This window comes from Amycolatopsis sp. NPDC054798 (assembly GCF_053611505.1).
In genome coordinates this window covers 27186-53099 of the sequence record NZ_JBSHAM010000063.1, presented here as the reverse complement: position 1 = coordinate 53099, position 25914 = coordinate 27186, and the positions used below count along the sequence as shown (strand labels likewise).

The following is a 25914-nucleotide window of genomic DNA, read 5'->3' as shown; positions in this document are numbered from 1 at the left end:
AGGGCGGCCCGTCCGATGCCTGCGGGTAGGCCGCTGGAGCCTGCCGGCGACGGCAGGCCGAGATGGATGACCGTCGCCCGGTCCGCCGCGAGGCGGCCCGGGAACAGGATCCGGCTTACATGCCAGCTCGTCCGCCCGATCGCTACGATCGGGCGCATGGGTCAAGCCGTCGCTGCCGCTGTCGCTTTCCGGACCACTTTCGACGCTCTGCACGCTCCCGTCTACTTCGCGCCCGAGACTCAGCAGCGGCTCGCCGCCGCCGGGCTCAAACCAGGGTCGATGACCTACTTCGCCAGCCGCGCCGCGGCGATGGGACAGGTCGGACCGGGCACGGTCACCGCCACCTTCTACAGCTTCAGCCCCGGGCTCGTCGGCCACTTCATCCCGCGCGCCTGGACGCTCGCCACCCCGGAGACCGTCCTGGAAGCCCGGCTCGCCGCCGTCGACGAGATCTACCGCCGGCTGTTCGGCGACGAGACGCTCGCGTCCGCGGAGGTCGCCGAGGCTGCCGCGCTCGCCAGGGAAGCCACCGAGGGCTGCCGTCCGGAAGGGCGTCCGCTCTACGCCGCGCACGCGGACCTGGACTGGCCCGAACAGCCACACCTCGCGCTCTGGCACGCGATCACCCTGCTTCGCGAGCACCGCGGAGACGGGCACGTCGCGGTGTTGACCACGAACGGCCTGTCCGGCCTCGAAGCACTGGTCTCGCACAGCGCGACCAGCAACGGAACCCCGCCGGACACCGCCAAGCGCACCCGTGGCTGGAGCGACGAGGAGTGGGACGCGGCCGCGGCGAGGCTGACCGTCGACGGAATCCTCGACGCGGACGGCGCGCTCACCGAGCGCGGGCTGGAACTGCGCGAGCGCATCGAGTCGGCGACGAACGAGGCAGCGGAAGGTCCGTGGCGGCACCTCGGCGAGGAGAAGACGGCTCGGCTGGAGCAGCTGTGCGCACCGCTCAGCCGCCGGGTGATCGAAGCGGGCGCGATCCCGAGCGCGGCGTTCCGGGCCTGATCCGGGAGACGGTCTGAAGCTGCCCGGGATCACGCTTTGTAGTGAACAAATGCGCACATCGGACGTGACGGTGACCGTAATCGCATCGGAGAGTGATCAATTCCGGATTGTTTTCCAATCCGGTTGTCACTCACCGGACTCGCGGCGGAACGCCAATCGGGGCATGCCACACTGGTGCCTGTCCGACACGCCGGTTCGGGGAGCACCCAGAGTGAGCGCCGCACGTTATGCGGAACCGTACCGCCGGAACACTGCGCAATCCGGGTGGCTTTGGTTATTCCGGAGCACCCTTGCCACGATGATGGAGGGCGAGGAATCCTGTCCACCGGACCGCAGTACCCGCCCCTTGACCACAAGTCGACAATCCATCGATACCTACGCAGCGCGCTTTGACCATTACCCCTTGTAACGCCATGATGGTGTTCGTAGCTTCGCCGAAGCCAGAACAGCGCGGCGCCAGCCGTGCACCGGGAGTATCGCGATGACCAGCATGACCGCCCTCGAGACGTTTGTGGCCGAAGGGCTCAGCACCGGCAACGTCCGGACCTGGCTGCTCGACAACATCATCCCGCTCGTGCTCCTCGCGGTGGCTCTGCTCCTGCTGTGGCTCGGCGGCGGCAAGGGCGACAACGCGGGGGTCATGCGGCGGCTCGCCGGCGTGGTCATCGCGCTCGCGATCATCGGACTCGCGGTCAGCGGCGCGGGCGTGAACGTGGGCCAGTGGATCGCCGGCCTGTTCACCGGCTGAGGCGGAGCAGGCGTGCGGATCAGGACCGATGACGAGGTGTACCGGGTCGATGCCGTCTGGCTCGGCCCGCCGAAAGCGACTTTTCCCTGGCGAGCCCGCTACGTGGCCTGGCTCGTCGGCATTCCGGTCTTCCTGGTCGTGCTCACCGTGGAACGGTGGGTCGGCTGGAGTTTCGGGTTTTTCTCCACGGCGTGGGCGTTCGTGGCCACGATCGTGATCACCAGGCTGATCACCGCCAAGATCAGCCACGAGCGCCCGCTGGGCGCGGTGATCGCGATGATGGGCCAGGAATTGCGCGCGCCGAGAGAGCAGACCTCGGGCACGGGCGGCGCGGTGAGCGCCAGCCGGGTCCGGGTGCGGGCGCAGCGCCCGCTGCCGAAGCACAAGAGAAGGCGGCAGTACCAGCACCGCGACCCGCGTCGCGGTGCTGGCACGAGTGCCGGGAAACAGGGAGCACCACGAGCGCGCCGGAGCCGCCCCGCGGCTCGGGCCGGGAGGTAGTCGTTGTTCGGTCGCGGCGGAAGCCGAGGGAAGCGGGAGCAAGACGTCCCTGCCGGCGCGTGGAACGCGCCTCCGCAGGGCCGTGCACCGTCCGGCGGCAAGAAAACCGGCGGCAAAGGCCGCCGGCTGCCCGGTGAGCAGGCGATACCGGCGTACACGCCGTCGATCGCCGCGCGCAGCATCGACGGGCACCTGCTGCGGACCGGGTACGAGGTGTACGCCTGGTACCGGCTCGCGCCGCAGCGCTGGTCGTTCCGTTCCGATTCGCAGCGCCGCGACCTGATCGCGGCCATCGCGGGCCAGTACGCCGAACTGCAGGGCCGCTGGCTGCACCTGCGCGTCACGAACCGGCCGTACCCGATCCGGATGTGGGCCGAGGCGCACGTGCACAACGCGGTCGGCAGGCCGAACGACGTGCCGGGCGCGCTGTCGTTCGACGACTACCTGATCGGCGAGCAGCAGCAGCTCATGGGCCGCTCGATGGCGGAGAAAGAGGTCTACCTGGGCGTCCAGGTGCAGACCCGGCGCATGGTGGACCGCGCGGTGGAACGCGCCGCGCCGGTGCTGCGCCGGATCCTGCCCGAGGCGGTCGACGCCGAACTGGCCGCGCTCGACTCCGAGATCGAGCACCTCGACCAGGTCATCGGCAGCGCCGGGCTGGAGGGCCGTCCGGTGCACGCCGAGGAGATGTCCTGGCTGATGCACCGCTCGTGCTCGCTGGGCCTGCCCGCGCCGCGGAACATGCCCGCGGTGCCCGGTGCGGCGTGGGAGCCCGAGGACCTCGCCAGCTTCACCGACGCGGCTGACTTCCACGCCGACCCGTACGCGCCCACGGTGACCGTGCGCGGCCGCACCGGGTCCAACGCCGGGGTGTCGCGGCATCTCGCGGTGCTCACCGTCGGCCAGATGCACGGCTTGCAGATCCCCGAGGTCGACGACCCGTGGATCCAGCACGCGGACCGGCTGCCCGCGGCGGTCGAGGTGTCCGCGCGGATCTACGTGCGGCGTCCGGAAGAGGTCTCCGGCGAACTGCAGCGGCAGATGAACAAGGTCCGCTCGCAGGTCAAGCACTACACCGACGAGCACGAGCTGGAACCGCCGCAGTCGCTGGCCCGGCAAGCCGGCCGGGTGCTGGAGATCGACGACGAGATGACGTCGGGCTTCACCGCGCTGGCCACGCGCGTGCGGTCGTGGTGGCGGCTCGCGGTGTCCGGCCCGACCGAGCGCGACGCGCTGCGGCTGGCCCAGCAGCTGCTGGACCTGTACAAGCCCAAGATCGCCATCGAGCACCCGGAAGCGCAGTACGCGATGGCCCGGGAGTTCATCCCGGGCGAGCCGCTGGCCTCGGGCGCGTACATGCGCCGCGGTTCGGTGGTGTGGACGGCTTCGGCGGTGCCCACCGCGACCGCGGAGGTCGGCGACCGGCGCGGCATCCTGCTCGGCGAAACGGTCACCGCGACCCGGCGGCCGGTGGCCTGGGACCCGTGGATGGCGCAGGAAATCCGCGACGGCTCGGGCCTCACCGCGATGGTCGCCGGCCTCGGCGGCGGCAAGTCGTTCCTCGGCGGCGGCATCGTCTACAAGACGCTGCGGGCTGGGGCGCACTGGACGATCCTCGACCCGTCCGGCCCGCTGTCGCGGCTGTGCGACCTGCCGGAGATCCGGCCGTACGCGCGGCCGATCAACCTGCTCAACGCCCAGCCGGGCATCCTCAACCCGTACCGCGTGGTCGCCGATCCGCTGATCGAGCACTTCATGGACGAGGAGGACCCGGAACGCTCGTGGCGGCGCGAGAAGGCGCTGGCCGGGGCGACCCGGCGGCGGCTCGTGCTCGACGTGCTCACCGGCGTGCTGCCGTACGAGGTGTCGCGGATGGCGCAGACCCGGATCGTGCTGCTGCGCGCGGTGCGCGCGGTCGGCGGCCGGTTCGACGCCGACCCCGGCCAGGTCATCGACGCGCTGCGGCGGGATTCGAGCGAACACCACGAGCACGCGGTCGTGGTCGCGGACTTCCTCGACGAGATGCGCGAGCGGATGGCGCTGCTGATCCCGGAATCCGACGCGGACCCCTACGCCGAGACCCGCGACGACCGGATGACCGTGCTGACCATGGCGGGCCTGACCCTGCCGAAGGACGGCGTGCCGCGCGAGTACTGGACCGACGCCGAATCGCTCGGCGTGGAAATGCTGAACCTCGCGGCCTGGCTGACCCAGCGGTCGGTGTACGAGAAGCCGAAGGAACTGCGCAAGGGCGTCTGGATCGACGAGGCGTTCTTCCTGTCCGAGGTGCCGACCGGGCGCGTGCTGATGAACCGGTTCGCGCGCGACTCGCGAAAGTGGAACGTCCGGGTGCTGCTGTCGTCGCAGATCCCGGCGGACTTCCTGAAAATCCAGGGTTTCGTGGCGCTGCTGGACTCGGTGTTCGTCGGCCGCCTCGACGACGACGACGCGCAGGCCGACGCGCTGCGGCTGCTGAAGGTGCCGGTCGGCGTCGGCTACGAGCAGGTCGTCGCCGCGCTCGGCCGCCGTCCCGGAGCCCAGCGCGGGCTGGAACGCGACATGGAGCCCCGGCAGTTCATCTTCGGCGACGGAGCAGGCGGCGTGGAACGCATCCGCGTCGACTTCTCCGGCCCGCATCTCGACTCGCTGCGCGCGGTCATGGACACCACCCCGGGTTCGCCCGACGCGCGCAGCAAGCCCGGCAGCGAACTCGTGGTACCCCGCGAGGACGAGGCCAAGCAGTACGTCCCCTCCCCGCCGGAAGACGACGAGCTGGAACACGACTTCGAACTCCAAGCGGAACTCGAGGTCGGTCTTGCCGACGAGCAGCTGCTGGGCTCGCCGGACCCGCTCGCGTCCGAAACCGGCGAGGTGGAGGGTGCAGTGCGCAACGGACGGCAGGAGGACCGGCACGCCCGAGCCGGCGGCAAGGGCGGCGGCACCGGCAGGGATGCCGCATGAACCCCGGTGATCCGGGCCGGCTCGCGCCGGCCGTGAGGAGGCCTGCGTGAACACCGTCTTCACGCTGGCGTTCGTCCTCGCGTTCGCCGCCTGCTGGCACGCGCTGCGCAAACGCGTCAAGGAAGGCCCGAAGCCGGGCGGCCGCCGTCCCAGCCGGCGCGCGGCGCTGCTGGCCGTGGTGGCGGTGATCGGGCTGCAGACGGTGCTGTTCGCGCCCGCGGCGAACGCGGCGGCGTGCGGGGAGTCGCCGAACCCGGAGCGGCCGGGCGCCGGGATGGTCGGCGCGCTCGACCCCGCCGAAGGCCACGGCGAGGCGGGCAGCCCGTACATCGATTACAGCTACGCCGGATTCGTGTGGAACACCTACCAGACGAACTGCACGGCGCTGTCGGCCATCGCCTCGCCCAGCTCCACGATCGACACCTGGGCGGGCAACCAGCTCTTCAACGTCGGCAAGAACATCGTCGGCGCCACCAACTCGCTGCACTACACGGTGCTCGAGGGCGGTCTGCTCAACCCGATTTACAACGCGGTGAAGTCGGGCGCGGAGAAGGTCTACAACAACATCTACGCGCAGCTGTTCGGGCTGGTCGCGCTGATTCTGTCGATCATGCTGTTCCGCAACATCTGGCGCGGAGATCTCGCCGGGGTCAGCAAACGGGCGCTCTACGCGATGGCCGGCGTCTGGCTGGCCGCCTCGTCGCTCGCGATGCTGCGGTATTTCGATCCGATCGACAAAGCGATCGTGCAGACCACCACGAACATCCAGGCCGGGTTCGTGGACGAGACCGAGAACCGGGTCGTGCGGCACATCCTGCCGACCGACCTGCACACCGAAGTGGTCTACAAGAACTGGATGCGCGGGGAGTTCGGGTCGCCGGACGCGCCGCAGGCAAGCCAGTACGGCAGGCCGTTGCTCGACGCCCAAGCCTTCACCTGGGATCAGCTGCGCAACGGGGACGACGCCAAGCAGAACGTCGTCGACGCCAAAAAGGCCTCCTTCAAAGACATTTCCACCAAACTCGGCCCCGCCACCGGCTACTTCACCGGCGAGGCCGGCGGCCGCACCGGCGCCGGGTTCCTCGCACTCGGCCAGAGCCTCGTCTACTCGCTCTTCCAGCTGCTGGCCAAGGCGTCCGTGCTGCTCGCGCAGGTGCTGATCCGCCTGTTCGCGCTCACCGCGCCGCTGATCGGCCTGATCGCGCTGCTGAACCCGGAGATCCTGCGCCGCGTGCTCAAGGTCGCCGGCGGCATCGCGTTCAACCTGGTCGTGCTTTCGGTGCTGGCGGGTGTGCACGCGCTGCTGCTGCAGGCGATTTTCGCCGCGGGCGACGGGCTCAACCTGCTCACCAAGATGGTCCTCGCCGGGCTCATCACGGTGCTGCTCTTCCTGGTCGGACGGCCGGTGCGGCGGCTGTGGCAGATGGTCGAGATGTCGGTCAGCATGGTCGGCGGCGCGGTCCCGTCGCCGGGCGGCGGGCTGTTCTCCCGGTTCCGCCGGAAGAACGAGCAGACGCCGCAGGACCAGTTCTGGCAGAACGTCCGCGACACCGACGACGTCGTCGACGGCGAACAGCGCGGCCCGATCGGCGCGACGGTCGGCGGCGGCCGGTACCGGCCCGAGGCGGCGGTTTTCGCCAGCTCGCAGCGGCTCGACAACGGCTCCCGCGCGGCCCGGCCCGCAGCGGCCTGGTCCGGTGCTCCGTGGCCGGGCGCGGTCGGTCCCGCGCAGTCCGCTGCGGGCGCGCTGCCCGCAGGCGGCGGAGGTTCGCCGGTGTTCGGCCAGTACCACCCGGTCGCCGGTGCGCCCGGCGACTACGTGATGGCAGGCGCGCGGTGGCCGGTCAAGGAAAGCCGCCAGGTCGATACCTCCCCGGTCGCGGACCGGCGGTGGAGCGACGAGCCGGAGCCGGTGGTCGTCCCGTCGCGGATGAGCGCACCCGAGCGCGGGTACTCGGAGCCCGCCCCGGACCAGCCCGGGTTCACCGTGCCGACCCAGGGCATCCGGGCCCAGCCGCGGCGGGTGGATCCCGAGGTCGTGGCCGGGAAACCGGTGTTCGTGCTGTACCGGCCGTCGCGCGGCATCGAGGTCCGCGACACCGACCAGGTCATGGGGCGGTGACCGATGCCGATCCGCACCAACCGCGGCCGGACCGCGGTCTACCGCCGCCTGTGGGGTTTCCCGCTCCGCTCGCCCCGGCATCTCGCGGGCACGCTGGTGTTCCTCGCGCTGGTGATCACCGCGCTGGGCATCGGCCTGCCTAAGGTGCTGGGCAAACCGGCGTCCGCGCACCCGGGAGCGGCTCCGCTGAGCTCGTCGGCAGGCCCGCGCACCGGCGTCGCGGCCCCGGTGCCGAGCACGGAAACCCTGCCGACCCGGCTGTCGCAGCCGCTGGTCACTCCGACGTCGGCGGCCCCGAACCCGGAGGCACTGAACATCGCGAAACAGTGGGCGACCGCGTGGGTGCGCCATCCGGCGGGCATCACGAACGCCGACTGGCTCAACGGGATGCGCGCGCTCACCACCGACGAGTACCTCCCCGTCATGTCCACTGTGGACCCCGCGAACATCCCGGCGACCAAGGTCACCGGCGAGCCGACGGTCGCGCAGTCCTACTCCAGCTCGGTCAAGGTCGTGGTCCCCACCGACGGTCCGAAACTCAGCATCACCGTGGTCAAAACCAGCGCGGGATGGCGAGTGTCGGACTACGACCAGGCGAGCTGACCGTGAAGCTGGCCATCCTCGTCTCGGTGCTGGTCGCCGCCGTATTCGCCACGGTGCTCACCACGAACGTCGTGACGAAGGTCGTGAACGACCAGCAGCAGGCGGCGGCCGGCGGGATCGCGCTGGCCTCGTGCGACGCCGCGATCGGCCCGACCCAGCCCGGGCAGCCGGAGCAGGGCGGGTCGGACGCCGCCGAACTCGACCAGGAGTCGCGCGGCACGGTTTCGCTCATCATCGCGATCGGCAAGCAGCGCAGCCTCGCGCCGCGCGCGTGGCAGGTCGCGATCCAGGCCGGGATGACCGAATCGCGGCTGCACAACGTGAATTACGGTGACCGCGACTCGCTGGGCATCTTCCAGATGCGCCCATCGATGAACTGGGGCACCCCGGAACAGGTCACCGACTCGAACTACGCGATCAACAAGTTCTTCGACGTCCTGCTCGGCGTCCCGGACTGGGAAAACCTGCGCCCCGGCGACGCCGCGCAGCGGGTCGAGCGGTCCGGCTTCCCGGACCGGTACCACCGGTGGGAGGCGATGGCGGCCTCGCTGGTGCAGAACATGGGCCAGATCGCGGACGTGGCAGGCTGCGGGCAGGGCATGGGAGCCGCGCTGCCGCCGAGCCAGGCCGCCGCACAGGCGATCAAGTTCGCGCTCGGCGAGCAGGGCAAGCCCTACATCTGGGGCGCGACCGGCCCGGACTCCTACGACTGTTCCGGCCTGATGCTGCGCGCCTACGAGTCCGCGGGCGTGATCCTGCCGCGCGTTTCGAAGGACCAGTACAAGGCGGGCGCGATGCTGCCGGTGCGGGACGCGCAGCCCGGCGACCTGATTTTCCTCGCCACCGATCCGGCCGACCCGACGACCATCCACCACGTCGCGATGTACCTGGGAGACGGCAAGATCGTCGAGGCCCAGCAGACCGGCGTCCCGGTGCACGTGCGCCCGTTCTCGTTCGACGAGCACGAAGTCGTGCCGCAGGCGGTGCGCCCCGGCGTCTAGCATGGGTGCGGGAGGCACCGGCTCTTGACCCGCGGGTGCCCAGTACCGCGGGTCCGGATTCACCCCGAAGTCGCGGCCTGTCCACGAGCACGTGGCCGCGCGCTGGCAGAGGATGGCACACGTGGCACGGAAATTCGGCAAGCGAGGCAAACCAGGCCAGAGCGAGCCCCAGGACCCGGCGGCGTTGTTCGGCGCACCGCAGCCGCCGCGCCAGTCCGCGCACCCCGCGTCCAGCACCCCGTTGGCGGACCTGCTGAACCAGGGAATGCCCGGCGTGGACGGCGGGTACGTCGTCCTGCCGCGTTCCCTGGCGGAGAGCATGTCGCTGCCGTGGCAGCAGCAGATGGCGGCTTTGCTGGCCCAGTTCCACGGCGAGCACGCACGGTTGTCGTGGCCGGTCTACCGGGTGGTTCCGTCGCGCTATGAGCGCCTGGTCGATCTCGACGAGGAGCAGCTCGCGGAGGCGGGCTACCTGGTGGAGATGGACGCCGAGGGCGAGATGGTCTACCGGGAACGGAGCGGCCGGAAGGTCCAGGACCCGGACCGGACGACTGTGCTGGTGTCCTGCTTGGACCCGATCCCACGTCCGGCCGCGGCTGGTCCCGCGCCGGTGGGGGAGGCGCCGATGGTCGGCCCGCTGGCCGCGCCGGTGCCGATGAACATCGGACCGGCTCCGGTTTGGCGGTCGGTGCCCAATGGGCCTGGCGATAGTGCGGCGGGGGAGGGGGGTGCTGCCTCCGGTGGCGCTGTTCCGCCTGCAGCGCCTGAGGATGGGGGGCGCTCCTCGGCCGGTGCCGCTGCTGCGTCTTTGCCGTCGGAAGAGCCAGTTCCGCGAGAGGTTTCGGAGGCGACTGGGCCGGACGTCGCTGCGGAGGAGGCGGTCCAGACCCAGCCGAGTCCGGAACTGGCTGGCACTGCTGGCCCGGTTGAGAATGCTGCTCAGCCTGCGGCGGAAGAGGTTGCGGAGGCAGGATCGGTCAGTCCCGGTCCTGCTGTGGCAGCGAGTCCCGCGGCCAGTGCGCCGCCTCCGGCTTCGGGACAGCCTGCTGCTCCCCAACAAGCGCCCGTGGGTGGTTCGGTTCCGGCTTCGCATGATGCTCCCGCGGCCAGTGTGCCGCCTTCGGCGTCGGGGCAGCCTGCTGCTCCCCAGCAGGTGCCCGTGAGTAGTTCGGCTCCGCATGACGCTCGGACGACCGATAGCGTGCCGCCTCCGGCGTCGGGGCAGCCTGCTGCTCCCCAACAAGCGCCCGTGGGTGGTTCGGTTCCGGCTTCGCATGATGCTCCCGCGGCCAGCGTGCCGCCTCCGGCTTCGGGGCAGCCTGCTGCTCCTCAGCAGGCGCCCGCGGTTGGTTCGGCCCCGGCTCCGCACGACGTTCCGGCGGTCGATCCGCAGTTGCGTGCGAGGCAGTCGTGGCAGCCGAAGCCGTACGTGCACGAGCCGCGTCAGCCCGCGCGTCCGGCGGAAGCGTTGCCGCCGCAGGGGAATCCGACTGGCGGGGTTCCGGCGAACGGTCGGCATGAGGCTGTCCAGCAGCCGGGTGCCGCGGCTGGGTGGCAGGGGCAGAACCCGGCGTTGGGGCAGACGGTTCAGCAGAGTCAGGTTCCTCAGCCGGGGGCGCAGCACTACGGCCAGGGTTCGCCTCCTGCTCCGCAGTACTCCCCGCCATCGGTGACGGAGTATCCGGCGGCCCCGCCAATGCCTGCCGCACCGCCGTCGGCGGCTCCTGCGCAGCAGACCTCGCCTGTGCCGCAACCTGCGCAACAACCCTTGGCTCAGCCCGGGGCGCAACAGCCGGTGGCTGGCGCGGAGTCGGCGAACCTGCCCGCATCTGGTGTGTCGCAACCGGTTCCGCCGGTGAACCCTCCGGCGCAGCATCAGGCTCCTGCTGTGCCTGGGGCGGAGGCGGCGAATCCGCCCGCGCCCAGTGCATCGCAACCGGTCCCTCCCGCGGCGCAGCACCAGGTTCCGCCCGCGGCCCCTCCCGCACCCAGCGCGCAACCAGCAAACCCCGCGGGCTCCGCGCAACCGCCAGTTCCTCCCGCGCCCAGCACGAATCCTCCCGCCTCAGGGACCCCGTTCCAGCTGCCGCAGCCGAGCGGTCGCCGGCGGACCACCGAGATCGGGCCGGACGGGCGACCGCTTCCGGTCTTCCCGGGGCAGGAGGCCGGTCCGTCCGCGCCACCGCCGCCGTCGCGGACGTACCGGGCCGAGCTTCCGGTCTTCCCTGGCAAGGAACCAGCCGTACCGCCGGTGCCGAACCCGGACTACAGCGCGAACTCCCCGGCGGACGACACGGCGACCCCGCCCCGCGGCATCCCGGTTTCGGACCCGCGCGGGTGGTTCGACGAGCACCCCGACCACGACGACGACGGTCCGGCCGACTTCGGGCCCACCGGGCAGCCCACGGAGGTCCCGTTCCGCTGGCGCAAGTGAGCGGGCAAGTGTCAGGCTGAACCCATGTCTGACGACCCGAACCCGGACCAGGGCTGGTACTACAACACCCGCACCCACGAAGTCGAACACTTGGAGCGCAGCCGAGGAGTCGACCTCCTCGGCCCGTACCCGGACGAGGCCACGGCTCGCCGGGCCCTCGACATCGCCCGCGAACGCACCCGTCAAGCCGACGCCGCCGACCGCTCCTGGGACGGCGACTGACCGCCAGCACTCAATGCAGCCTGGCCGCTGGGAGCGCCTGGCCTCCGAGAGTTGCTGGGGCTGCGGCGAGTTGCCGAGCTTGGCCGGGAGCCGTCGCGCCTGGACGCCCGAATCGGTCGAGCCGGGCTATCCCGGAACGGCCGAGCCGATCCGGGCTGCCGCACTGAGGCATCCGAACCGGCCGAACCAGAGGCGGCCCCGGTCAAGCCAGCACCCCAGCGACCCGAGTCCTCACCAGGCCCAGAAAACAGAAACCGCCGACCGGACAACCTCCGTCCGATCGGCGGCACCACCCCCACCAATCAACCCGCAGCAGTCACCCCGCCACCACGGCCGGATCCAGCACGAACTCCGGATCCACCTGCCCCTCCAGATCCGCCCCCACGCGCCCGTTCCCCCACGCCCGCGCGTTCCGCAGGTGGAACTCCACCCCCTGCCGCTGGTACCGCGCCCAATCCCGCGGTGTCGCGTCCACCTGGTCCTTCATCGCGGCGAGCGTCGCCAGGTTGCGCGGTTCCAGTTCGCCGATCGGGCGGGTCGTCCCGCGCTCGGCGGCGCGGACATGACCGGACGTCGTCATCCAGCCCAGCAGCGCGGAACCGAGCTGTTCGGTCAGGAAATCGACATCGTCGCCGTCGGTGACCTTGTTGCCGACAGCGACCAGGTGAACTCCGAAATCCCGGGCGTGATCCGCGTACTGACGGTAAACACCGACGCTGCGCAGGGTCGGTTCGCACACCAGGAACGTCACGTCGAAGCGCGTGAACAACCCCGAGGCGAACGCGTCGGCCCCGGCGGTCATGTCCATCACGACGTACTCGTCCTCGCCGTCCACCAGGTGGTTCAGCAGCAATTCAGCCGCGCCGACCTTCGAGTGGTAGCAGGCGACGCCCAGGTCTTCCTCGTCGAATAGGCCGGTGACGCCCAGCCGGACGTCGCCGAGCGGGCGGAAGCAGGTGTCGAAGATCGGGTTGTCCTCGAAGGGGCGCACGAGCCGCGAGCCCCGGCCGGGCGGGGTGGTTTTGATCATCGCCTCGGCCGAGGGGATCCGCGGGTTGTCGCCGCGCAGGTAGTCCTTGATCAGCGGCATGTGCTCGCCGAGGGTCGGCCACGCCAGTGCCTGCTCCTCGGTCGCGCCGAGGGCTACCGCCAGGTGCTGGTTGATGTCGGCGTCGATGGCCAGCACCGGATTGCCCGCGCTGGCCAGATACGAGACGAACAGCGACGAGAGCGTGGTTTTCCCGCTGCCGCCCTTGCCGACGAACGCGATCTTCACCGATCCGAACCCTTCTGAAAATGAAGACGGTTATCAATGCCAGGCAGGCTACACCCGACCGGCCCGCGCCCGAACGGGCGATCACCGGCGGTTCGGCGGGATAGTGTTGGAACGTGCCGCCACTCGTGCTGAGGACACCAGCGTCGGGAGGGGACTTCGGTCGTCTCCGGGCGGAGTTCGCGCTGCCGGAGTCGTTCGGGCCGGGGGTGCTCGCGGAGGCCGAGGCGGCGGTGGTCGATCCGCTCGCGTCGGCGGGCGGCCGCGAGGACGCCACCGACCTGCCGTTCGTCACGATCGATCCGCCCGGGTCCAAGGACCTCGACCAGGCGATGGTCATCGAGCGGCGCGACAGCGGGTTTCGGGTGCAGTACGCGATCGCGGACCTGGCGGCGTTCGTCCCGCCGGGCGGGGCGCTCGATCACGAGGCGCGGCGGCGCGGGCAGACGCTGTATCTCCCGGACGGCAACGTTCCGCTGCATCCGCCGGTGCTGTCCGAGGGGGCGGCCAGCCTGCTGCCGGGCGAGGTCCGGCCGGCGGTGCTGTGGACGATCGACGTCGACGAGGGCGGGGAAATCGTCGCCACTCGGGTGCGCAGGGCGCTGGTGCGCTCCACCGAGCAGCTGGACTACGAAGGGGTCCAGTCGTCGCTGGACGCCGGGCGGCCGCATCCGTCGGTGGCGGCGCTGCCGGAGCTCGGTCGGTTGCGGCGCGGTCTGGCGGTGCAGCGCGGGGCGGTCGAGTTGCAGTTGCCGGAGCAGGAAATCAGCGGCGACATCGACGGCGGCTGGATTCTCGCGCGCCGGCCGCGGACGGTCGTGGACGCGTGGAACGCCGAAATCTCGTTGCTGACCGGGATGGCCGCGGCGCGGATCATGCTCGAAGCCGGGATCGGGGTGTTGCGGACGCTTCCGTCCCCGGAGCCGGACGCGGTGGAGTGGCTGCGCCGGTCCGCGGCAGCGGTGGGGCTGGCTTGGCCGGTCGAGCAGACAGTGTCCGAGTTTCTGTCTACTTTGGACCCAGGACAGCCCGCGTCGATGGCGTTGTATGCCGATACCACGCGGCTGTTGCGGGGCGCGGGTTACACGGCGTTTGCTGGCGAATTGCCCGCGGTTACTACGCATGCGGGGATAGGCGGGGCGTACGCGCACGTCACGGCTCCGATTCGGCGGCTCGTTGACCGGTTCGGCACCGAGGTGTGTCTTGCGGTGACGGCTGGGCGCGAGGTGCCGGACTGGGTGCGGGAAGCGCTGTCCGAAGTGCCGGCACATATGTCCGCTTCGGACAGTCTGGCGGCGCGAGTGGAGCGCGCATGTATAGATCAGGTCGAAGCGTGGGTACTCGCTGAGCATGTGGGACACGAGTTCACCGCGGTGGTGTTGCGTGCGGAAGAGACGCGGGCGGAGATCCTGGTCGAGAATCCGCCGGTGATGGCGAAGTGCTCCGGCGAGAAGTTCCCGGAAGGGGAACGGATCGCGGTGCGACTGACCGAAGTGGACGTCGAGCAGCGGAAGGTGTCGTTCGAACGGGTATGAGGAACGCGGAACTGGTCGACGATCTCGGTGAGCCGGTGCCGATCGAGGGGTCGCCGCGGCGGGTGGTGTCACTGGTGCCGTCGCTGACCGAGGCGGTCGAGGTCAGCGTGCCGGGGCGGCTGGTCGGAGCGACGGATTACTGCACGCATCCGGCCGATCTGGACGTGGAACGGGTGGGCGGGTCGAAGTACCCGAAGCTGGACCGGGTGCTGGCGCTGGAACCGGATCTGGTGCTGGCGAATTCCGAGGAGAACCGGCCGGAGGACGTGGAAACCCTGCGGGCCAACGGGGTTCCGGTGTTCGTCATGGCGGCGGCGGAATCCGTGCCCGCCGCGCTGGGCTCGTTGCGGCGGATTTTCGGCCAGGTGTACGGCATCGACGAGCCGGAATGGCTCGACACCGCGGACGAGCTGTGGCGCGAGGTTGAGCCGGTGCGCCACCGGGCGGTGATCCCGGTGTGGCGCAAGCCGTGGATCGTGCTGGGACGCGACACCTTCGCCGGAGACGTGCTGCGCCGGATCGGGATCGAGAACGTCTACTCCGGACACTCCGAGCGGTATCCCCGGCCGTCGCTGGAAGAGCTCCAGAAGACCGGGGCCGACCTGGTCGTACTGCCCGACGAGCCGTACGAGTTCACCCAGGACGACGGCCCCGGCTTCTTCCCGGAGATGCGCCCGTTGCTGGTCTCCGGGCGCTACCTCACGTGGTACGGACCGTCTCTGGTGGACGCCTACGCGGCGCTCAGAGAGTCAGTCCGGTAAGGACGGTCACGCGCTCCTCGGTGAAGTCCGCCATCGCCGCGGCCGGGCCTTCCCGGCCGACGCCGGAGTCCTTCACCCCGCCGTAGGGCATCTGGTCGGCACGGAAGCTCGGCACGTCGCCGACCAGCACGCCGCCCACCTTCAGGCGCGCGGACACGTCGAACGCCGTCGGCAGATCGCGGGTGAAAACGCCGGTTTGCAAACCGAAGCGAGAGGCGTTGATCCGCTCGACGCCGTCGTCCACAGAGGACACCCGGACCAGTGAGACGACCGGACCGAACACCTCGTCCGCCATCACCGAAACGTCCTCGGGAACTTCGGAGAGCACGGTCGGCTCCACCGTCGCACCCGAACGGCCACCACCGGCCAGCAGTTTGGCCCCGGCGACCACCGCATCGGTGACCCAGGACTCGACCCGCGAAGCGGCCGCCTCGTTGACCAGCGGTCCCACGTCAACGCCGTCCTCGCGCGGGTTTCCGGTGCGCAGCGCGGCGACCTGCTCCAGCACCTTCTCCTGCAGTGCGTCGTAGACGTCGGTGTGCGCGTACACGCGCTGCACCGAGATGCACGACTGTCCGGCCTGGTACATGGCGAACGTCGCGATCCGCTGCGCGGTGAAGTCCAGGTCAGTCCAATCCGGACAGACCAGCACCGCGCCGTTGCCGCCGAGTTCGAGCGCGACGTGCTTGCGCGGCACGCTGTCGCGGATCGCCCAGCCGACCGGGACCGAACCGGTGAACGACACGACCGGCAGCCGCGGGTCCTTGACCAGTTCGGCGGTCGCCTCGTTGCCCAGCGGCAGGATCGACCAGCTGCCCGCAGGGAGATCGGTCTCGGCGAGGATTTCGCCGAGCAGCAGCGCGGTCAGCGGCGTCGCCGGGGCGGGCTTGAGCACGATCGGCGCGCCCACCGCGATCGCCGGGGCGACCTTGTGCGCCACCAGGTTCAGCGGGAAGTTGAACGGAGTGATGCCCAGCACCGGACCGCGCGGCACGCGCCGGACGAGCGCGAGCCGTCCGGTGCCGCCGGGGTCCGTGTCGAGCCGCTGCAGTTCGCCGGAGAACCGGCGGGCTTCCTCGGACGCCCAGCGGAACGTCGACACCGCACGGCCGATCTCGCCGCGCGACCACTTCAGCGGCTTGCCCGATTCGGCGGTGATCAGCTGCGCGATCTCCTCCGCCCGTTCGGAAAGCCGTCGCGAGATGTGGTCGAGCGCGCCTGCCCGGACGTGCGCGGGCAGCGTCGCGAATTCGTCGGCGACGTCCGCCGCGGCCTGGACCGCGGACTCCACATCGGACGGTCCGGGCAGGTAGTGCGAGCCGGCCTCGGAACCGTCGAACGAATGCCGGACGACGGTCGTTTCGCTGCTGGTTACCGGCTTTCCGGCCACCCAGAACGGAAAAGTCACTTGCGGGCCTCCGTGCGGATCGCGTACTCGAGGACGGCGAGGCCTTCGTCGAGCAACTCATTGGACAGGGACAGCGGGGGAAGCAGCCGGACGACATTGCCGTACGTGCCGCAGGTCAGCACCACGACGCCCTGCGCGTGGCAGGCGGCGGCGATGCGCTTGGTGAGGTCGGCGTCCGGCTCGTTGGTGCCGGGCTTCACGAACTCGGCAGCCAGCATCGCGCCACGTCCGCGGATGTCGCCGATCACACCGGTTTCCGAGGCCAGCGCCCGAAGTCGCGGCAGCACTAGCTCCTCGATGCGCTTCGCGGAACCGGTCAGCCCGTCGCTCCGCATGGTCTCGATCGCGCCGAGCGCAGCGGCGCACGCGATCGGGTTGCCGCCGTAGGTGCCGCCGAGTCCGCCCGGGCCGACCGCGTCGAGCAGGTCCGCGCGCCCGGTCACCGCGGCGAGCGGCAGCCCGCCCGCGATGCCCTTGGCCGTGCACACCAGGTCGGGAACGACGTCCTCGTGCGCGGACGCGAACCAGTTTCCGGTGCGGCAGAAGCCGGTCTGCACCTCGTCGGCGACGAACACGACGCCGTTCGCCTTGCACCACGAGGAAATCGCGGGCAGGAAGCCGGGCGCGGGCTCGATGAACCCGCCCTCGCCCTGGATCGGTTCGAGCACGACCGCCGCGACCTGGTCGCCGCCGATCTGCTTCTCGATCCGGTCGATCGCCTGCCGCGCGGCCTCCGGGCCGGCCAGCCCGTCGCGGTACGGGTACGAGCCCGGCACGCGATACACCTCGGGCGCGAACGGGCCGAAACCGTGCTTGTAGGGCACCGATTTAGCGGTCATGCCCATGGTCAGGTTGGTGCGGCCGTGATAGGCGTGGTCGAACACCACGACGGCCTGGCGACCGGTGGCGGTACGGGCGATCTTCACCGCGTTCTCGACCGCTTCGGCACCGGAGTTGAACAGCACCGACTTCTTCGCGTGGTCGCCCGGCGTCAGCTCGGCCAGCGCCTCGCACACCTCCACGTAGCCCTCGTACGGGGTCACCATGAAACAGGTGTGGGTGAACAAGGACGCCTGCTCGCGCACCCGGTCGACCACCTCGGGCGCGGAGTGCCCGACGCTCGTCACCGCGATCCCGGAGCCGAAGTCGATCAGCACGTTGCCGTCGGCGTCGGTGAGCAGTCCGCCGCTGGCGGAGGTGATGTAGGCGGGCAGCGTGGACGCGACCCCGGCCGCGACCGCGTTCGCGCGGCGCTCCTGCAGCGCGCGGGAGGCGGGCCCGGGGATCTCGGTCTGCAGCCTGCGCTGCCGGGGTGCCGGAGCCTGCGGCTCGGCGGCGGTGCTGGTGGTCACGGGTGCTCCTGCGTCGCGGTCGTGAGTGCTGATGCCGGTGGGAACCGGCACGAGCTTTCGGTTGGTTCGCCCCTCAGGATGGGGCTTGAACCGCCCGCCGTCAGCTGGCCGTTCTGTCCAATTCGGCAGCTACAATTGGCCGTTATGGCACTCACCCTGCGGGCGCTGGCCGCCGAACCCGCGCTCGGCCTGCGCGTGGTCGCGGGCGAAGCCGGGCTGGACCGTCCGATCGGCTGGGTGCACCCCACCGAGCTGACCGACCCGCAGGTCTTCCTCGAAGGCGGAGAACTGCTGCTCACGACCGGTCTGACGCTCTACAGCGCGACGTATGCCGCGTACGTCCGGCGGCTCGTCGACGCGGATGTCGCCGGGCTCGGTTTCGGGGTCGGGCTGAGCCACGCGAAGGTGCCGGACGCGTTGGTGGCGGTCGCCGACGAAGTCGGGTTGCCGGTGCTGGAGGTACCGAGGAAGACGCCGTTCATCGCGATCACGCGCGCGGTGTCCCGGTCGGTCGCCGCCGACGAGTACGCCGCGACAGTGCGGATCGGCCGAGCCCAGCAGGAGCTGACCCGGACCGCGGTCGGCCGCGGCGGCGCCGGGGGAGTGGTGCGGCGGCTCGCGCGGCTCATCGACGGCTGGGTGGTGCTTTACGACTCCGCCGGACGCGTGCGTGAGGCGTCGTCGGCCAAGGCGCGCAGTGTCGAGCTGGACGTCACCGGCCTTCGCGCGGGCACGCGCGTGGTATCTCACGGCGACGACGAGGTCGTACTACAGACTCTGCACACGCGCGGCGCGTTGGCGGTCGGCACCGCGGAGCCGTTGGACAGTACCGGACAGCACATCGTCAACACGGCTGTCTCACTGCTTTCCCTTGCCCTGGAACAGGATCGAGCGCAGCGGGTTTCGCTGTCCCAGCTGCACACCGGCGTGCTGGAGTTGCTGGCCGCCGGACACCACGAGCTGGCCCGCGAGGTCGTACCGGACCTTCCGGCAGAACCGTGGACGGTGCTGGCGGTAAAGGGGAGCAAGGCTGCCCGGAACACGCTGTACGAACGGCTGGAAACCCTTGCCGGGCAAGTGTTCGCCGCCCATCGCGGGGATAAACTGATCGTGCTGGCGGAGAACGAAGACGTGAGCGCGATCGTCGCGGAGACCGGTGAATTCCACAGTGGACTATCGACGGGGGAGTTCCCGACCGCGCTGAGGCAGGCGGAAGAAGCGGCCGAGGCGGCGCGGACGCAGCGGGTGCCAATGCTGCGGTACGCCGATCACGCCGGAGCCGGACTGCTCGGCCTGGTCGATCATCAAGCCGCGCAAGCGTTTTCCGACCAGCTCCTGGCCCCGGTGCGCGAGTTCGACCGGACCGGCCGCGGCGACCTGGAACGATCGCTGCGCTGCTGGCTCGAACACCACGGGCACTGGGACCTCGCCGCGACGAAGCTCGGCGTGCACCGGCACACCTTGCGCAACCGGGTCACCAAGGCCGCCGAGCTGCTGGGCCGGGACCTCGACGCGCCAGGCGTGCGCGCGGAACTGTGGTTCGCGCTCCAGATCAAGCCCTGACCGCTCAGGTCGTGACCAGCAGCGTGATCGGCGAATCCCCGCACCGCCGCAACGTCATCCCGCCCGGGGCCGTATACGGTTCCGCGCCGGACGCCCACCAGGCAGGCACGTCGATCTCGCGCACCAGCGACCCGGTCGCCTTCCGCACGCTGTTCGACACGATCACCCGCCCCTGAGCGTTGAGCAACGCCGCAGTCCGGCCGAGCGCGCGCAGCCGGCGACTCACCGTGCGCTCGAACTCGCGGACATACACGTCCGCACCAACGACTCCGGCGAATTCCTCACCGCGAGTGACGGGAACGGTAAAGGTGAGCGTGTACTCGTCCGTGCAGAGATAGTCCACGTACGGCCCATTGACATGCCGACGGCCGCTGTCCCGCGGCACCGTGAACCACGATTGCCGCGTGTAGTCAAGAAAATTAGGGCTCTCCGGATCGAGGCTGATGAACAGCTGTTCCGGCGCGTCGTCTTCGGTGCGGCAGGAAGTCCACCATTCGAAGCCGAGTTCCTGATCAGCCAAGACGTTCGGTGCGCTGACGAAGCCCGCACCGACCACCAGGCCGCCGAGCGCCTCGATGATCTCCGGCCGGATCGCGTGCAGCGCTTCGGCGGTGAGGTCGCCGGGTTCGCCGAGCAGCGTTTCGGCGGCGGCCAGAACTGGTTTCAGGCGCGCGAAAATCTCCTCGACGAGGGAGGAAACCTGGGTCACTACCTCTTCGCCGGTCAGCGTGCGGGTGTCGGTCACGATGCTCACCTCGTGATGCGGGTCATCGGAGCTTACGGCGTTTCGAGGGTCAGGTGCAGATCTGCGAGCCGATCAAGCGCGCCGAGAAGGTGCTCTTCGGTCAAGGCGCGCGCCCGATCGCCGTCGGCCGAGGCGATCGCGGAGACGATCGCCTGGTGCTCAGCGTAAGACCCACGGCAGGTTTCCTTGTCGCCGAGGGGCGCCCAGAGCAATACGCCGTGTTCGCTCTGCAGCTGAACTTCCTGGTTGGTGAGCCGAGGGGACTGCGCGGCGGCGGCGACTTCGAGGTGGAAGTGCCGTTCCGCGCGGGTCGCGTCGGGGCCGCTCGCGCCGAGGAGGTCTTCCGCGGTGAGCCGCAGTCGTTCGAGATCTTCGGGGGTGCTGCGTTCCGCGGCGAGTTTCGCCGCCGAGCCCGCGACGGCGAGGTAGTGGTCGCCGAAGTCGCGAAGTTCAGCCATTGAGACCAGTCGCAGGCGCTCGGCCCACGAACTCTGCGCCGGCCAGTCCGGGGTGCGCACGAAACTGCCGCCGCCGCGGCCGCGCCGCGTTTCGACCAGGCCCTGCTGCCGCAGCACCGCGAGCGCCTCGCGCACGGTGACCGTGGAAACCCGGAACTGCGCGGCGAGTTCGGCCTCGCTCGGCAACTGCTCGGCGTCGTCGAGGAGACCGAGCGTGATGGCGTCGAACAACCGCGCCGCGACCGCCTCCGCGCGCCCCACCTGTTCCAGCGGGGCGAACATCGCCAGTCGTGCGCTGTTCGACATCTCCTTGCGCATCGTGGGTCCACCCGTCTCGGCATCCGTTGGAGCCAATCCTGCCCCAGGGCCTTGTCATTTGAAATATGGAGTTATATGTTTCATCCTGCCACGGAGAGTCAGGAGGCGCACGCGTGCTGGAGTTGAAGCACTACATCGGCGGGTCTTTCGTCGACTCGCTGTCCGGAAAGGTCACGGAAATCGTCGACCCGGTCACTGGGCGTGCGTACTGCACCGCGCCGGTCGCCGGCGCCGAGGACGTGGACCGCGCGCTCAAGGTCGCCGCGGAAGCGTTCGAAAGCTGGCGCGAGACCACCCCGGCGCAGCGGCAGCTCGCACTGCTCAAGATCGCTGACGCGCTCGAGGCGCGCGGCGAGGAGATCATCCGCGTCGAAGCGCGGGACACCGGCAAGCCGTTCGCGCTGACCATGGAGGAGGAGCTGCCCGCGGTCATCGACCAGGTGCGCTTCTTCGCCGGTGCCGCGCGCGTGCTCGAAGGCCGTTCGGCAGGCGAGTACATGGAAGGCCACACGTCGTTCATCCGCCGCGAGCCGGTCGGGGTCTGCGCGCAGGTGACGCCCTGGAACTACCCGCTGATGATGGCGATCTGGAAGATCGCGCCTGCGCTCGCCGCGGGCAACACCATCGTGCTGAAGCCGTCCGACACCACGCCCGCCTCCACTCTGCTGCTCGCCGAGATCTGTGGCGAGCACCTGCCCGCCGGAGTGTTCAACGTGATCTGCGGCGACCGCGACACCGGACGTGCGTTGGTAGAGCACGACATTCCGGCGATGGTGTCGATCACCGGCTCGGTGCGAGCGGGTATCGAGGTCGCCGGTTCGGCGGCGCACGACGTCAAGCGCGTGCACCTCGAATTGGGCGGCAAGGCGCCGGTGATCGTGTTCCCGGACGCCGATCTCGAAGCCGCCGCCGAAGCCATTGCCGCGGCCGGGTATTTCAACGCCGGCCAGGACTGCACGGCCGCCACCCGGGTGCTGGTGCACGAGGACGTCCACGACACTTTCGTCAACGCGCTCACCCGTCAGGCCGAAGCGAACAAGACCGGCACGGGCGACGACGTCGCCTACGGCCCGCTCAACAACGCCGCACAGCTGGAAAAGGTGTCCGGCTTCATCGACCGGCTTCCGGAGCACGCGACTGTCCACTGTGGAGGACGGCGTTCCGGCGACGAGGGCTATTTCTACGAGGCCACCGTGGTTTCCGGTCTCCAGCAGGACGACGAGATCATCCAGAACGAGGTCTTCGGCCCGGTGATCACCGTGCAGCGGTTCACTGAGGACGACGAAGCGCTCAAGCACGCCAACGGCGTTCCCTACGGCCTCGCTTCCTCGGTGTGGACCAAGGACCACCAGCGCGCCATGCGGTTCTCGGCGAAACTCGACTTCGGTTGCGTGTGGATCAACACGCACATTCCGCTCGTGGCCGAGATGCCGCACGGCGGGTTCAAGCGGTCCGGCTACGGCAAGGACCTCTCGCTGTACGGCCTCGAGGACTACACCCGCGTCAAGCACGTGATGAGTGCGCTGTAGCCGTCGTGACCAGATCCATGGGAAGGCCCGTCATGCCCCATCAAGCCCCCGCCGAGACGCGGCCGCCGGGAAAGCGGCCGCAGACCGGGCAGCCGGCGATCCGGCTTTCCGGACTGGAAAAGCACTTCGACAAGGTGCGTGCCGTGGACGGGGTCGATCTCGACATCCCGCCCGGCGAGTTCTTCTCGATGCTCGGCCCGTCCGGTTCCGGCAAGACCACTGTGCTGCGGATGATCGCCGGGTTCGAACTGCCCACCGCGGGCACGATCGAACTCGAAGGCAAGGACGTGAGCCAATTGGCTCCGTTCGACCGCGACGTCAACACGGTTTTCCAGGACTACGCGCTCTTTCCGCACATGACGGTGCAGCAGAACGTGGAGTACGGCCTGAAAGTCAAGCGGGTCGCGAAAGCCGAACGCCGCGAGCGCGCGAAGGAAGCGCTGCGCACGGTGCGGCTGGAAGACTTCGGCGATCGCAAACCGTCGCAGATGTCCGGTGGACAGCGGCAACGCGTAGCACTCGCCCGCGCTCTAGTGAATCGCCCGAAAGTGTTGCTTTTGGACGAACCCCTTGGCGCGCTTGACCTCAAGCTCCGCCAGACCATGCAGGTCGAGCTCAAGCAGATCCAGCGCGAGGTCGGCATCACCTTCGTCTTCGTCACCCACGATCAGGACGAGGCGCTCACGATGAGCGACCGGATCGCCGTGTTCAACGCGGGCCGCATCGAACAGGTCGGTACTCCGGTCGAGGTGTACGAACGCCCGGCAAGTGCTTTCGTGGCAGGGTTTGTCGGCACGTCGAACCTGCTCAGCGGGCGTAGCGCGGAGGCGGTGATCGGCAGGCCGGGCGTGTACAGCATCCGGCCGGAGAAGATCCGCATCGACGGCGATCTCGCTTCGCCGGCGGGCCCCGGCGAGACGTCCGCGACCGGTTCGGTGACGGATGTCGTTTATGCCGGGTCGACAGTGCGCTACGCTGTCGCGCTCGATGCCGGGGGCCAATTGTCCGTTGTCCGCCAGAACACCAGCGAGCCGACCGAGTTCGCCGACGGTCGCGTTCGACTGCGCTGGCGCCGCGAACACAGTTTCCGGGTCCCCGAAGCCGGCTAGTTCCTCACGGGAAGGTTTCTCTCGCTATGAAGAACAGGAAGACGCTGCTCGCAGGGCTGTGCGGCGTGAGCCTCCTGCTCGCTGCCTGCGGCACCTCGGGTTCCGACTCCAAAACGGGGTCGGCGCCGGGCGCACAGGGCTTCACGCCGCCGAAGCTGAACGCGCTGACGCAGCTCGGGCAGCCGGAAGGCCAGCTGAACGTGCTCGCGTGGCCCGGTTACGCGGAAAACGGCTCGAACGACCCGAAGGTCAACTGGGTGCAGCCGTTCGAGCAGCAGACCGGCTGCAAGGTCAACGTCAAGCCGTTCGGCACCTCGGACGAGGCCGTGACGCTGATGAAGACCGGGCAGTACGACGTGGTTTCGGCGTCCGGCGACGCCTCGCTGCGGCTGGTCGCCTCGGGCGACGTCGAGCCGGTCAACACCGCGCTCGTGCCGAACTACAACGACATTTACCCGTTCCTCAAGAACAAGTCGTGGAACAGCGTCAACAATGTCGCCTACGGCATCCCGCACGGCTGGGGCGCGAACGTGCTGGCCTACCGCACCGACAAGGTGCAGCCGGAGCCGAAGTCGTGGTCGCCGATGTTCGACGAGAAGTCGCAGTTCAAGGGCAAGATCATCGCCTACGACTCGCCGATCTACATCGCCGACGCCGCGCTGTACCTGATGGCGCACCAGCCCGACCTCGGCATCAAGAACCCGTACGCGCTGGACGACAAGCAGTTCAAGGCGGCGACGGACCTGCTCAAGAAGCAGCGCCCGCTGGTCGAGGAGTACTGGTCGGACTACCTCAAGGAAACGCAGTCGCTCAAGAGCGGCGACGGCGTGATCGGCACGGCCTGGCAGGTGACGGTGAACCTCGCGAAGAGCGAGGGCGCGCCGGTCGCGGCCACGGTGCCGAGCGAGGGCGCGACCGGCTGGTCGGACACCTGGATGGTCGCCGCGAAGTCGCAGCACAAGACGTGTGCGTACAAGTGGATGGACTACATCACGAGCCCGAAGGTGAACGCCCAGGTCGCCGAGTACTTCGGCGAGGCCCCGGCGAACTCCAAGGCCTGTGCGGAGTTCAAGGACAAGTCGCTGTGCGACACCTACCACGCCAACGACGCCGCGTACGCCGCCAAGATCCAGTACTGGACCACGCCGATCCCGCAGTGCCTCGACGGCCGCACGGACGTCAAGTGCAAGGACTACGGCGACTGGACCCGGGCCTGGACTGAGATCAAGGGCTGATCGACCCTCGCGGATGCCGGTACCCACCGCGCCGGCATCCGCGAGTCCGCCGGGGGCCGCGGGCCCTCCCCAATGTTCCCGCGGCCCTCGGCTTTTCTCCCCTCTCCACCGGAAAGTGCTACGACATGACCGCCGTGAGCCCGCCGAGTCACCGCATCTCGGCCTTCTTCCACCGCAAACCCCAGCTGCGCCTCGGCCTCCTGCTCACCGCGCCGATGCTCTGGCTCGGCCTGGCCTACCTCGGCGCGCTCGCCGCCCTCTTCATCACGGCCTTCTGGTCCACCGACGTCTTCACCGGCAAGGTGGTCACCGACTGGTCCTTCGACAACTTTGTCACTCTTTTCAGTGATTCTGTTTATCGCACGATCACGTTCCGCACAGTTGGCATCGCGCTGCTGGTGACCGTGATCGACGCGGTGATCGCGTTCCCGATGGCCTTCGCCATGGCCAAACTCGCGTCGCCGAAAGCGCAGCGGGTGCTGGTGATCATGGTGATGACGCCGCTGTGGGCGAGTTACCTGGTGAAGGCGTACGCGTGGCGGACCCTGTTGTCCGGCAACGGAGTGCTCAACTGGCTGCTGGACCCGCTCGGACTGTCCGGGCCGGGATACGGCGTCACCGCGACCGTGATCACGCTGTCCTACCTTTGGCTCCCGTACATGATCCTGCCGATCTACGCGGGACTCGAACGGCTTCCGGTGTCCCTTGTGGACGCTTCCGGCGACCTCGGCGCGAAATCGTTCCGCACGTTCCGTTCGGTGATCCTGCCGCTGACGTTCCCGGCGATCGTCGCCGGTTCGATCTTCACCTTCTCGCTGTCGCTCGGCGACTACATCGCGGTGAAGATCGTCGGCGGCACCTCGCAGATGCTCGGAAACGTCGTGTACGACAACATCGGCGCGGCCAACAACCTGCCGTTCGCCGCGACCGTCGCGACGGTTCCGGTCGTGATCATGCTCGTCTACCTGGCCGCGGTGCGTCGCACCGGTGCGCTGGACAACCTCTAGGAGACCGCCGTGCGG

At 69.6% G+C, this 25914-nt stretch carries 21 protein-coding genes; 16 read left to right on the top strand and 5 right to left on the bottom strand.

Annotation, left to right across the window (positions count from 1 at the left end; translation table 11 throughout):
* Window positions 1-156 precede the first annotated feature (156 nt).
* From ACWGIC_RS31480 to ACWGIC_RS31440, 9 genes are all read left to right on the top strand, one after another.
* A complete protein-coding gene (locus ACWGIC_RS31480; protein WP_452079528.1) occupies window positions 157-1014 on the top strand; it encodes an SCO6745 family protein in 858 nt (285 codons plus the stop codon).
* 481 nt (window positions 1015-1495) lie between these two features.
* A complete protein-coding gene (locus tag ACWGIC_RS31475) occupies window positions 1496-1762 on the top strand; it encodes a hypothetical protein (protein ID WP_037815757.1) in 267 nt (88 codons plus the stop codon).
* A 12-nt stretch (window positions 1763-1774) separates the two neighbouring features.
* The gene (locus ACWGIC_RS31470) at window positions 1775-2263 is read left to right on the top strand and encodes a hypothetical protein (RefSeq protein ID WP_452079527.1); all 489 of its coding nucleotides are present in this window, start codon (window positions 1775-1777) and stop codon (window positions 2261-2263) included.
* Window positions 2264-2266: 3 nt separating this feature from the next.
* On the top strand, window positions 2267-5224 hold the full coding sequence (locus tag ACWGIC_RS31465) for an ATP-binding protein (RefSeq protein WP_452079526.1): 2958 nt from the start codon (window positions 2267-2269) through the stop codon (window positions 5222-5224).
* A gap of 46 nt (window positions 5225-5270) precedes the next feature.
* Window positions 5271-7346, top strand: a complete 2076-nt coding sequence (locus ACWGIC_RS31460) for a magnesium transporter (RefSeq protein WP_452079525.1) — start codon at window positions 5271-5273, stop codon at window positions 7344-7346.
* 3 nt (window positions 7347-7349) lie between these two features.
* Window positions 7350-7949, top strand: coding sequence for a hypothetical protein (locus ACWGIC_RS31455; RefSeq protein WP_452079524.1), 600 nt, complete (start codon window positions 7350-7352; stop codon window positions 7947-7949).
* A gap of 2 nt (window positions 7950-7951) precedes the next feature.
* Entirely contained in the window at window positions 7952-8950 is a 999-nt protein-coding gene (locus tag ACWGIC_RS31450) for a C40 family peptidase (protein ID WP_452079531.1), read from the top strand.
* Window positions 8951-11201: 2251 nt separating this feature from the next.
* Window positions 11202-11384: a hypothetical protein gene (locus ACWGIC_RS31445; RefSeq protein WP_452079523.1), complete on the top strand. Its 183-nt coding sequence runs from the start codon at window positions 11202-11204 to the stop codon at window positions 11382-11384.
* Between the two features lie 24 nt (window positions 11385-11408).
* Window positions 11409-11606, top strand: a complete 198-nt coding sequence (locus ACWGIC_RS31440; protein ID WP_037815747.1) for a hypothetical protein — start codon at window positions 11409-11411, stop codon at window positions 11604-11606.
* A gap of 316 nt (window positions 11607-11922) precedes the next feature.
* Here ACWGIC_RS31440 and ACWGIC_RS31435 read toward each other — a convergent pair whose 3' ends face one another.
* A complete protein-coding gene (locus ACWGIC_RS31435) occupies window positions 11923-12882 on the bottom strand; it encodes an ATP-binding protein (protein ID WP_452079522.1) in 960 nt (319 codons plus the stop codon).
* Between the two features lie 113 nt (window positions 12883-12995).
* Between ACWGIC_RS31435 and ACWGIC_RS31430 the strand changes: the two genes are divergently transcribed.
* Complete coding sequence (locus ACWGIC_RS31430; protein WP_452079521.1) at window positions 12996-14414, top strand: RNB domain-containing ribonuclease; 1419 nt, start codon at window positions 12996-12998, stop codon at window positions 14412-14414.
* Complete coding sequence (locus ACWGIC_RS31425; RefSeq protein ID WP_452079520.1) at window positions 14411-15175, top strand: helical backbone metal receptor; 765 nt, start codon at window positions 14411-14413, stop codon at window positions 15173-15175. Before ACWGIC_RS31430 ends, ACWGIC_RS31425 begins: the two co-directional genes overlap by 4 nt.
* Here ACWGIC_RS31425 and ACWGIC_RS31420 read toward each other — a convergent pair.
* The gene (locus ACWGIC_RS31420) at window positions 15156-16583 is read right to left on the bottom strand and encodes an aldehyde dehydrogenase family protein (RefSeq protein ID WP_452079519.1); all 1428 of its coding nucleotides are present in this window, start codon (window positions 16581-16583) and stop codon (window positions 15156-15158) included. The two genes, ACWGIC_RS31425 and ACWGIC_RS31420, sit on opposite strands and share 20 nt — an antisense overlap.
* Window positions 16580-17935 (bottom strand): 4-aminobutyrate--2-oxoglutarate transaminase, encoded by a 1356-nt coding sequence (gene gabT, locus ACWGIC_RS31415; RefSeq protein WP_452079518.1) that lies wholly within the window; start codon window positions 17933-17935, stop codon window positions 16580-16582. The genes ACWGIC_RS31420 and gabT overlap by 4 nt, the downstream gene beginning before the upstream one ends.
* A 144-nt stretch (window positions 17936-18079) precedes the next feature.
* Between gabT and ACWGIC_RS31410 the strand changes: the two genes are divergently transcribed.
* Window positions 18080-19498: a PucR family transcriptional regulator gene (locus ACWGIC_RS31410; protein WP_452079517.1), complete on the top strand. Its 1419-nt coding sequence runs from the start codon at window positions 18080-18082 to the stop codon at window positions 19496-19498.
* A 4-nt stretch (window positions 19499-19502) separates the two neighbouring features.
* Here ACWGIC_RS31410 and ACWGIC_RS31405 read toward each other — a convergent pair whose 3' ends face one another.
* Together ACWGIC_RS31405 and ACWGIC_RS31400 are read right to left on the bottom strand one after the other, a co-directional pair.
* Window positions 19503-20243 carry a cache domain-containing protein gene (locus ACWGIC_RS31405; protein WP_452079516.1) on the bottom strand — a complete coding sequence of 247 codons (741 nt, stop codon included), beginning with the start codon at window positions 20241-20243 and terminating at the stop codon, window positions 19503-19505.
* A 32-nt stretch (window positions 20244-20275) separates the two neighbouring features.
* A complete protein-coding gene (locus tag ACWGIC_RS31400; RefSeq protein ID WP_037815737.1) occupies window positions 20276-21019 on the bottom strand; it encodes a FadR/GntR family transcriptional regulator in 744 nt (247 codons plus the stop codon).
* A gap of 113 nt (window positions 21020-21132) precedes the next feature.
* Between ACWGIC_RS31400 and ACWGIC_RS31395 the strand changes: the two genes are divergently transcribed.
* The 4 genes from ACWGIC_RS31395 (at window position 21133) to ACWGIC_RS31380 (ending at window position 25899) form a co-directional block, all read left to right on the top strand.
* On the top strand, window positions 21133-22548 hold the full coding sequence (locus ACWGIC_RS31395) for a gamma-aminobutyraldehyde dehydrogenase (RefSeq protein ID WP_452079515.1): 1416 nt from the start codon (window positions 21133-21135) through the stop codon (window positions 22546-22548).
* 32 nt (window positions 22549-22580) lie between these two features.
* Window positions 22581-23657 (top strand): ABC transporter ATP-binding protein, encoded by a 1077-nt coding sequence (locus ACWGIC_RS31390; RefSeq protein WP_452079514.1) that lies wholly within the window; start codon window positions 22581-22583, stop codon window positions 23655-23657.
* Window positions 23658-23683: 26 nt separating this feature from the next.
* A complete protein-coding gene (locus ACWGIC_RS31385) occupies window positions 23684-24892 on the top strand; it encodes an extracellular solute-binding protein (RefSeq protein WP_452079513.1) in 1209 nt (402 codons plus the stop codon).
* Between the two features lie 125 nt (window positions 24893-25017).
* A complete protein-coding gene (locus ACWGIC_RS31380; protein ID WP_409183090.1) occupies window positions 25018-25899 on the top strand; it encodes an ABC transporter permease in 882 nt (293 codons plus the stop codon).
* Window positions 25900-25914 lie beyond the last annotated feature (15 nt).

Bases quoted from the DNA above. Each gene is read 5' to 3' on its own strand.
- ACWGIC_RS31480 (WP_452079528.1), top strand. From the start codon at position 157: ATGGGTCAAGCCGTCGCTGCCGCTGTCGCTTTCCGGACCACTTTCGAC.
- ACWGIC_RS31475 (WP_037815757.1), top strand. From the start codon at position 1,496: ATGACCAGCATGACCGCCCTCGAGACGTTTGTGGCCGAAGGGCTCAGC.
- ACWGIC_RS31455 (WP_452079524.1), top strand. From the start codon at position 7,350: ATGCCGATCCGCACCAACCGCGGCCGGACCGCGGTCTACCGCCGCCTG.
- ACWGIC_RS31440 (WP_037815747.1), top strand. From the start codon at position 11,409: ATGTCTGACGACCCGAACCCGGACCAGGGCTGGTACTACAACACCCGC.
- ACWGIC_RS31425 (WP_452079520.1), top strand. From the start codon at position 14,411: ATGAGGAACGCGGAACTGGTCGACGATCTCGGTGAGCCGGTGCCGATC.
- ACWGIC_RS31410 (WP_452079517.1), top strand. From the start codon at position 18,080: ATGGCACTCACCCTGCGGGCGCTGGCCGCCGAACCCGCGCTCGGCCTG.
- ACWGIC_RS31400 (WP_037815737.1), bottom strand. From the start codon at position 21,019: ATGCGCAAGGAGATGTCGAACAGCGCACGACTGGCGATGTTCGCCCCG.
- ACWGIC_RS31390 (WP_452079514.1), top strand. From the start codon at position 22,581: ATGCCCCATCAAGCCCCCGCCGAGACGCGGCCGCCGGGAAAGCGGCCG.
- ACWGIC_RS31385 (WP_452079513.1), top strand. From the start codon at position 23,684: ATGAAGAACAGGAAGACGCTGCTCGCAGGGCTGTGCGGCGTGAGCCTC.
- ACWGIC_RS31380 (WP_409183090.1), top strand. From the start codon at position 25,018: ATGACCGCCGTGAGCCCGCCGAGTCACCGCATCTCGGCCTTCTTCCAC.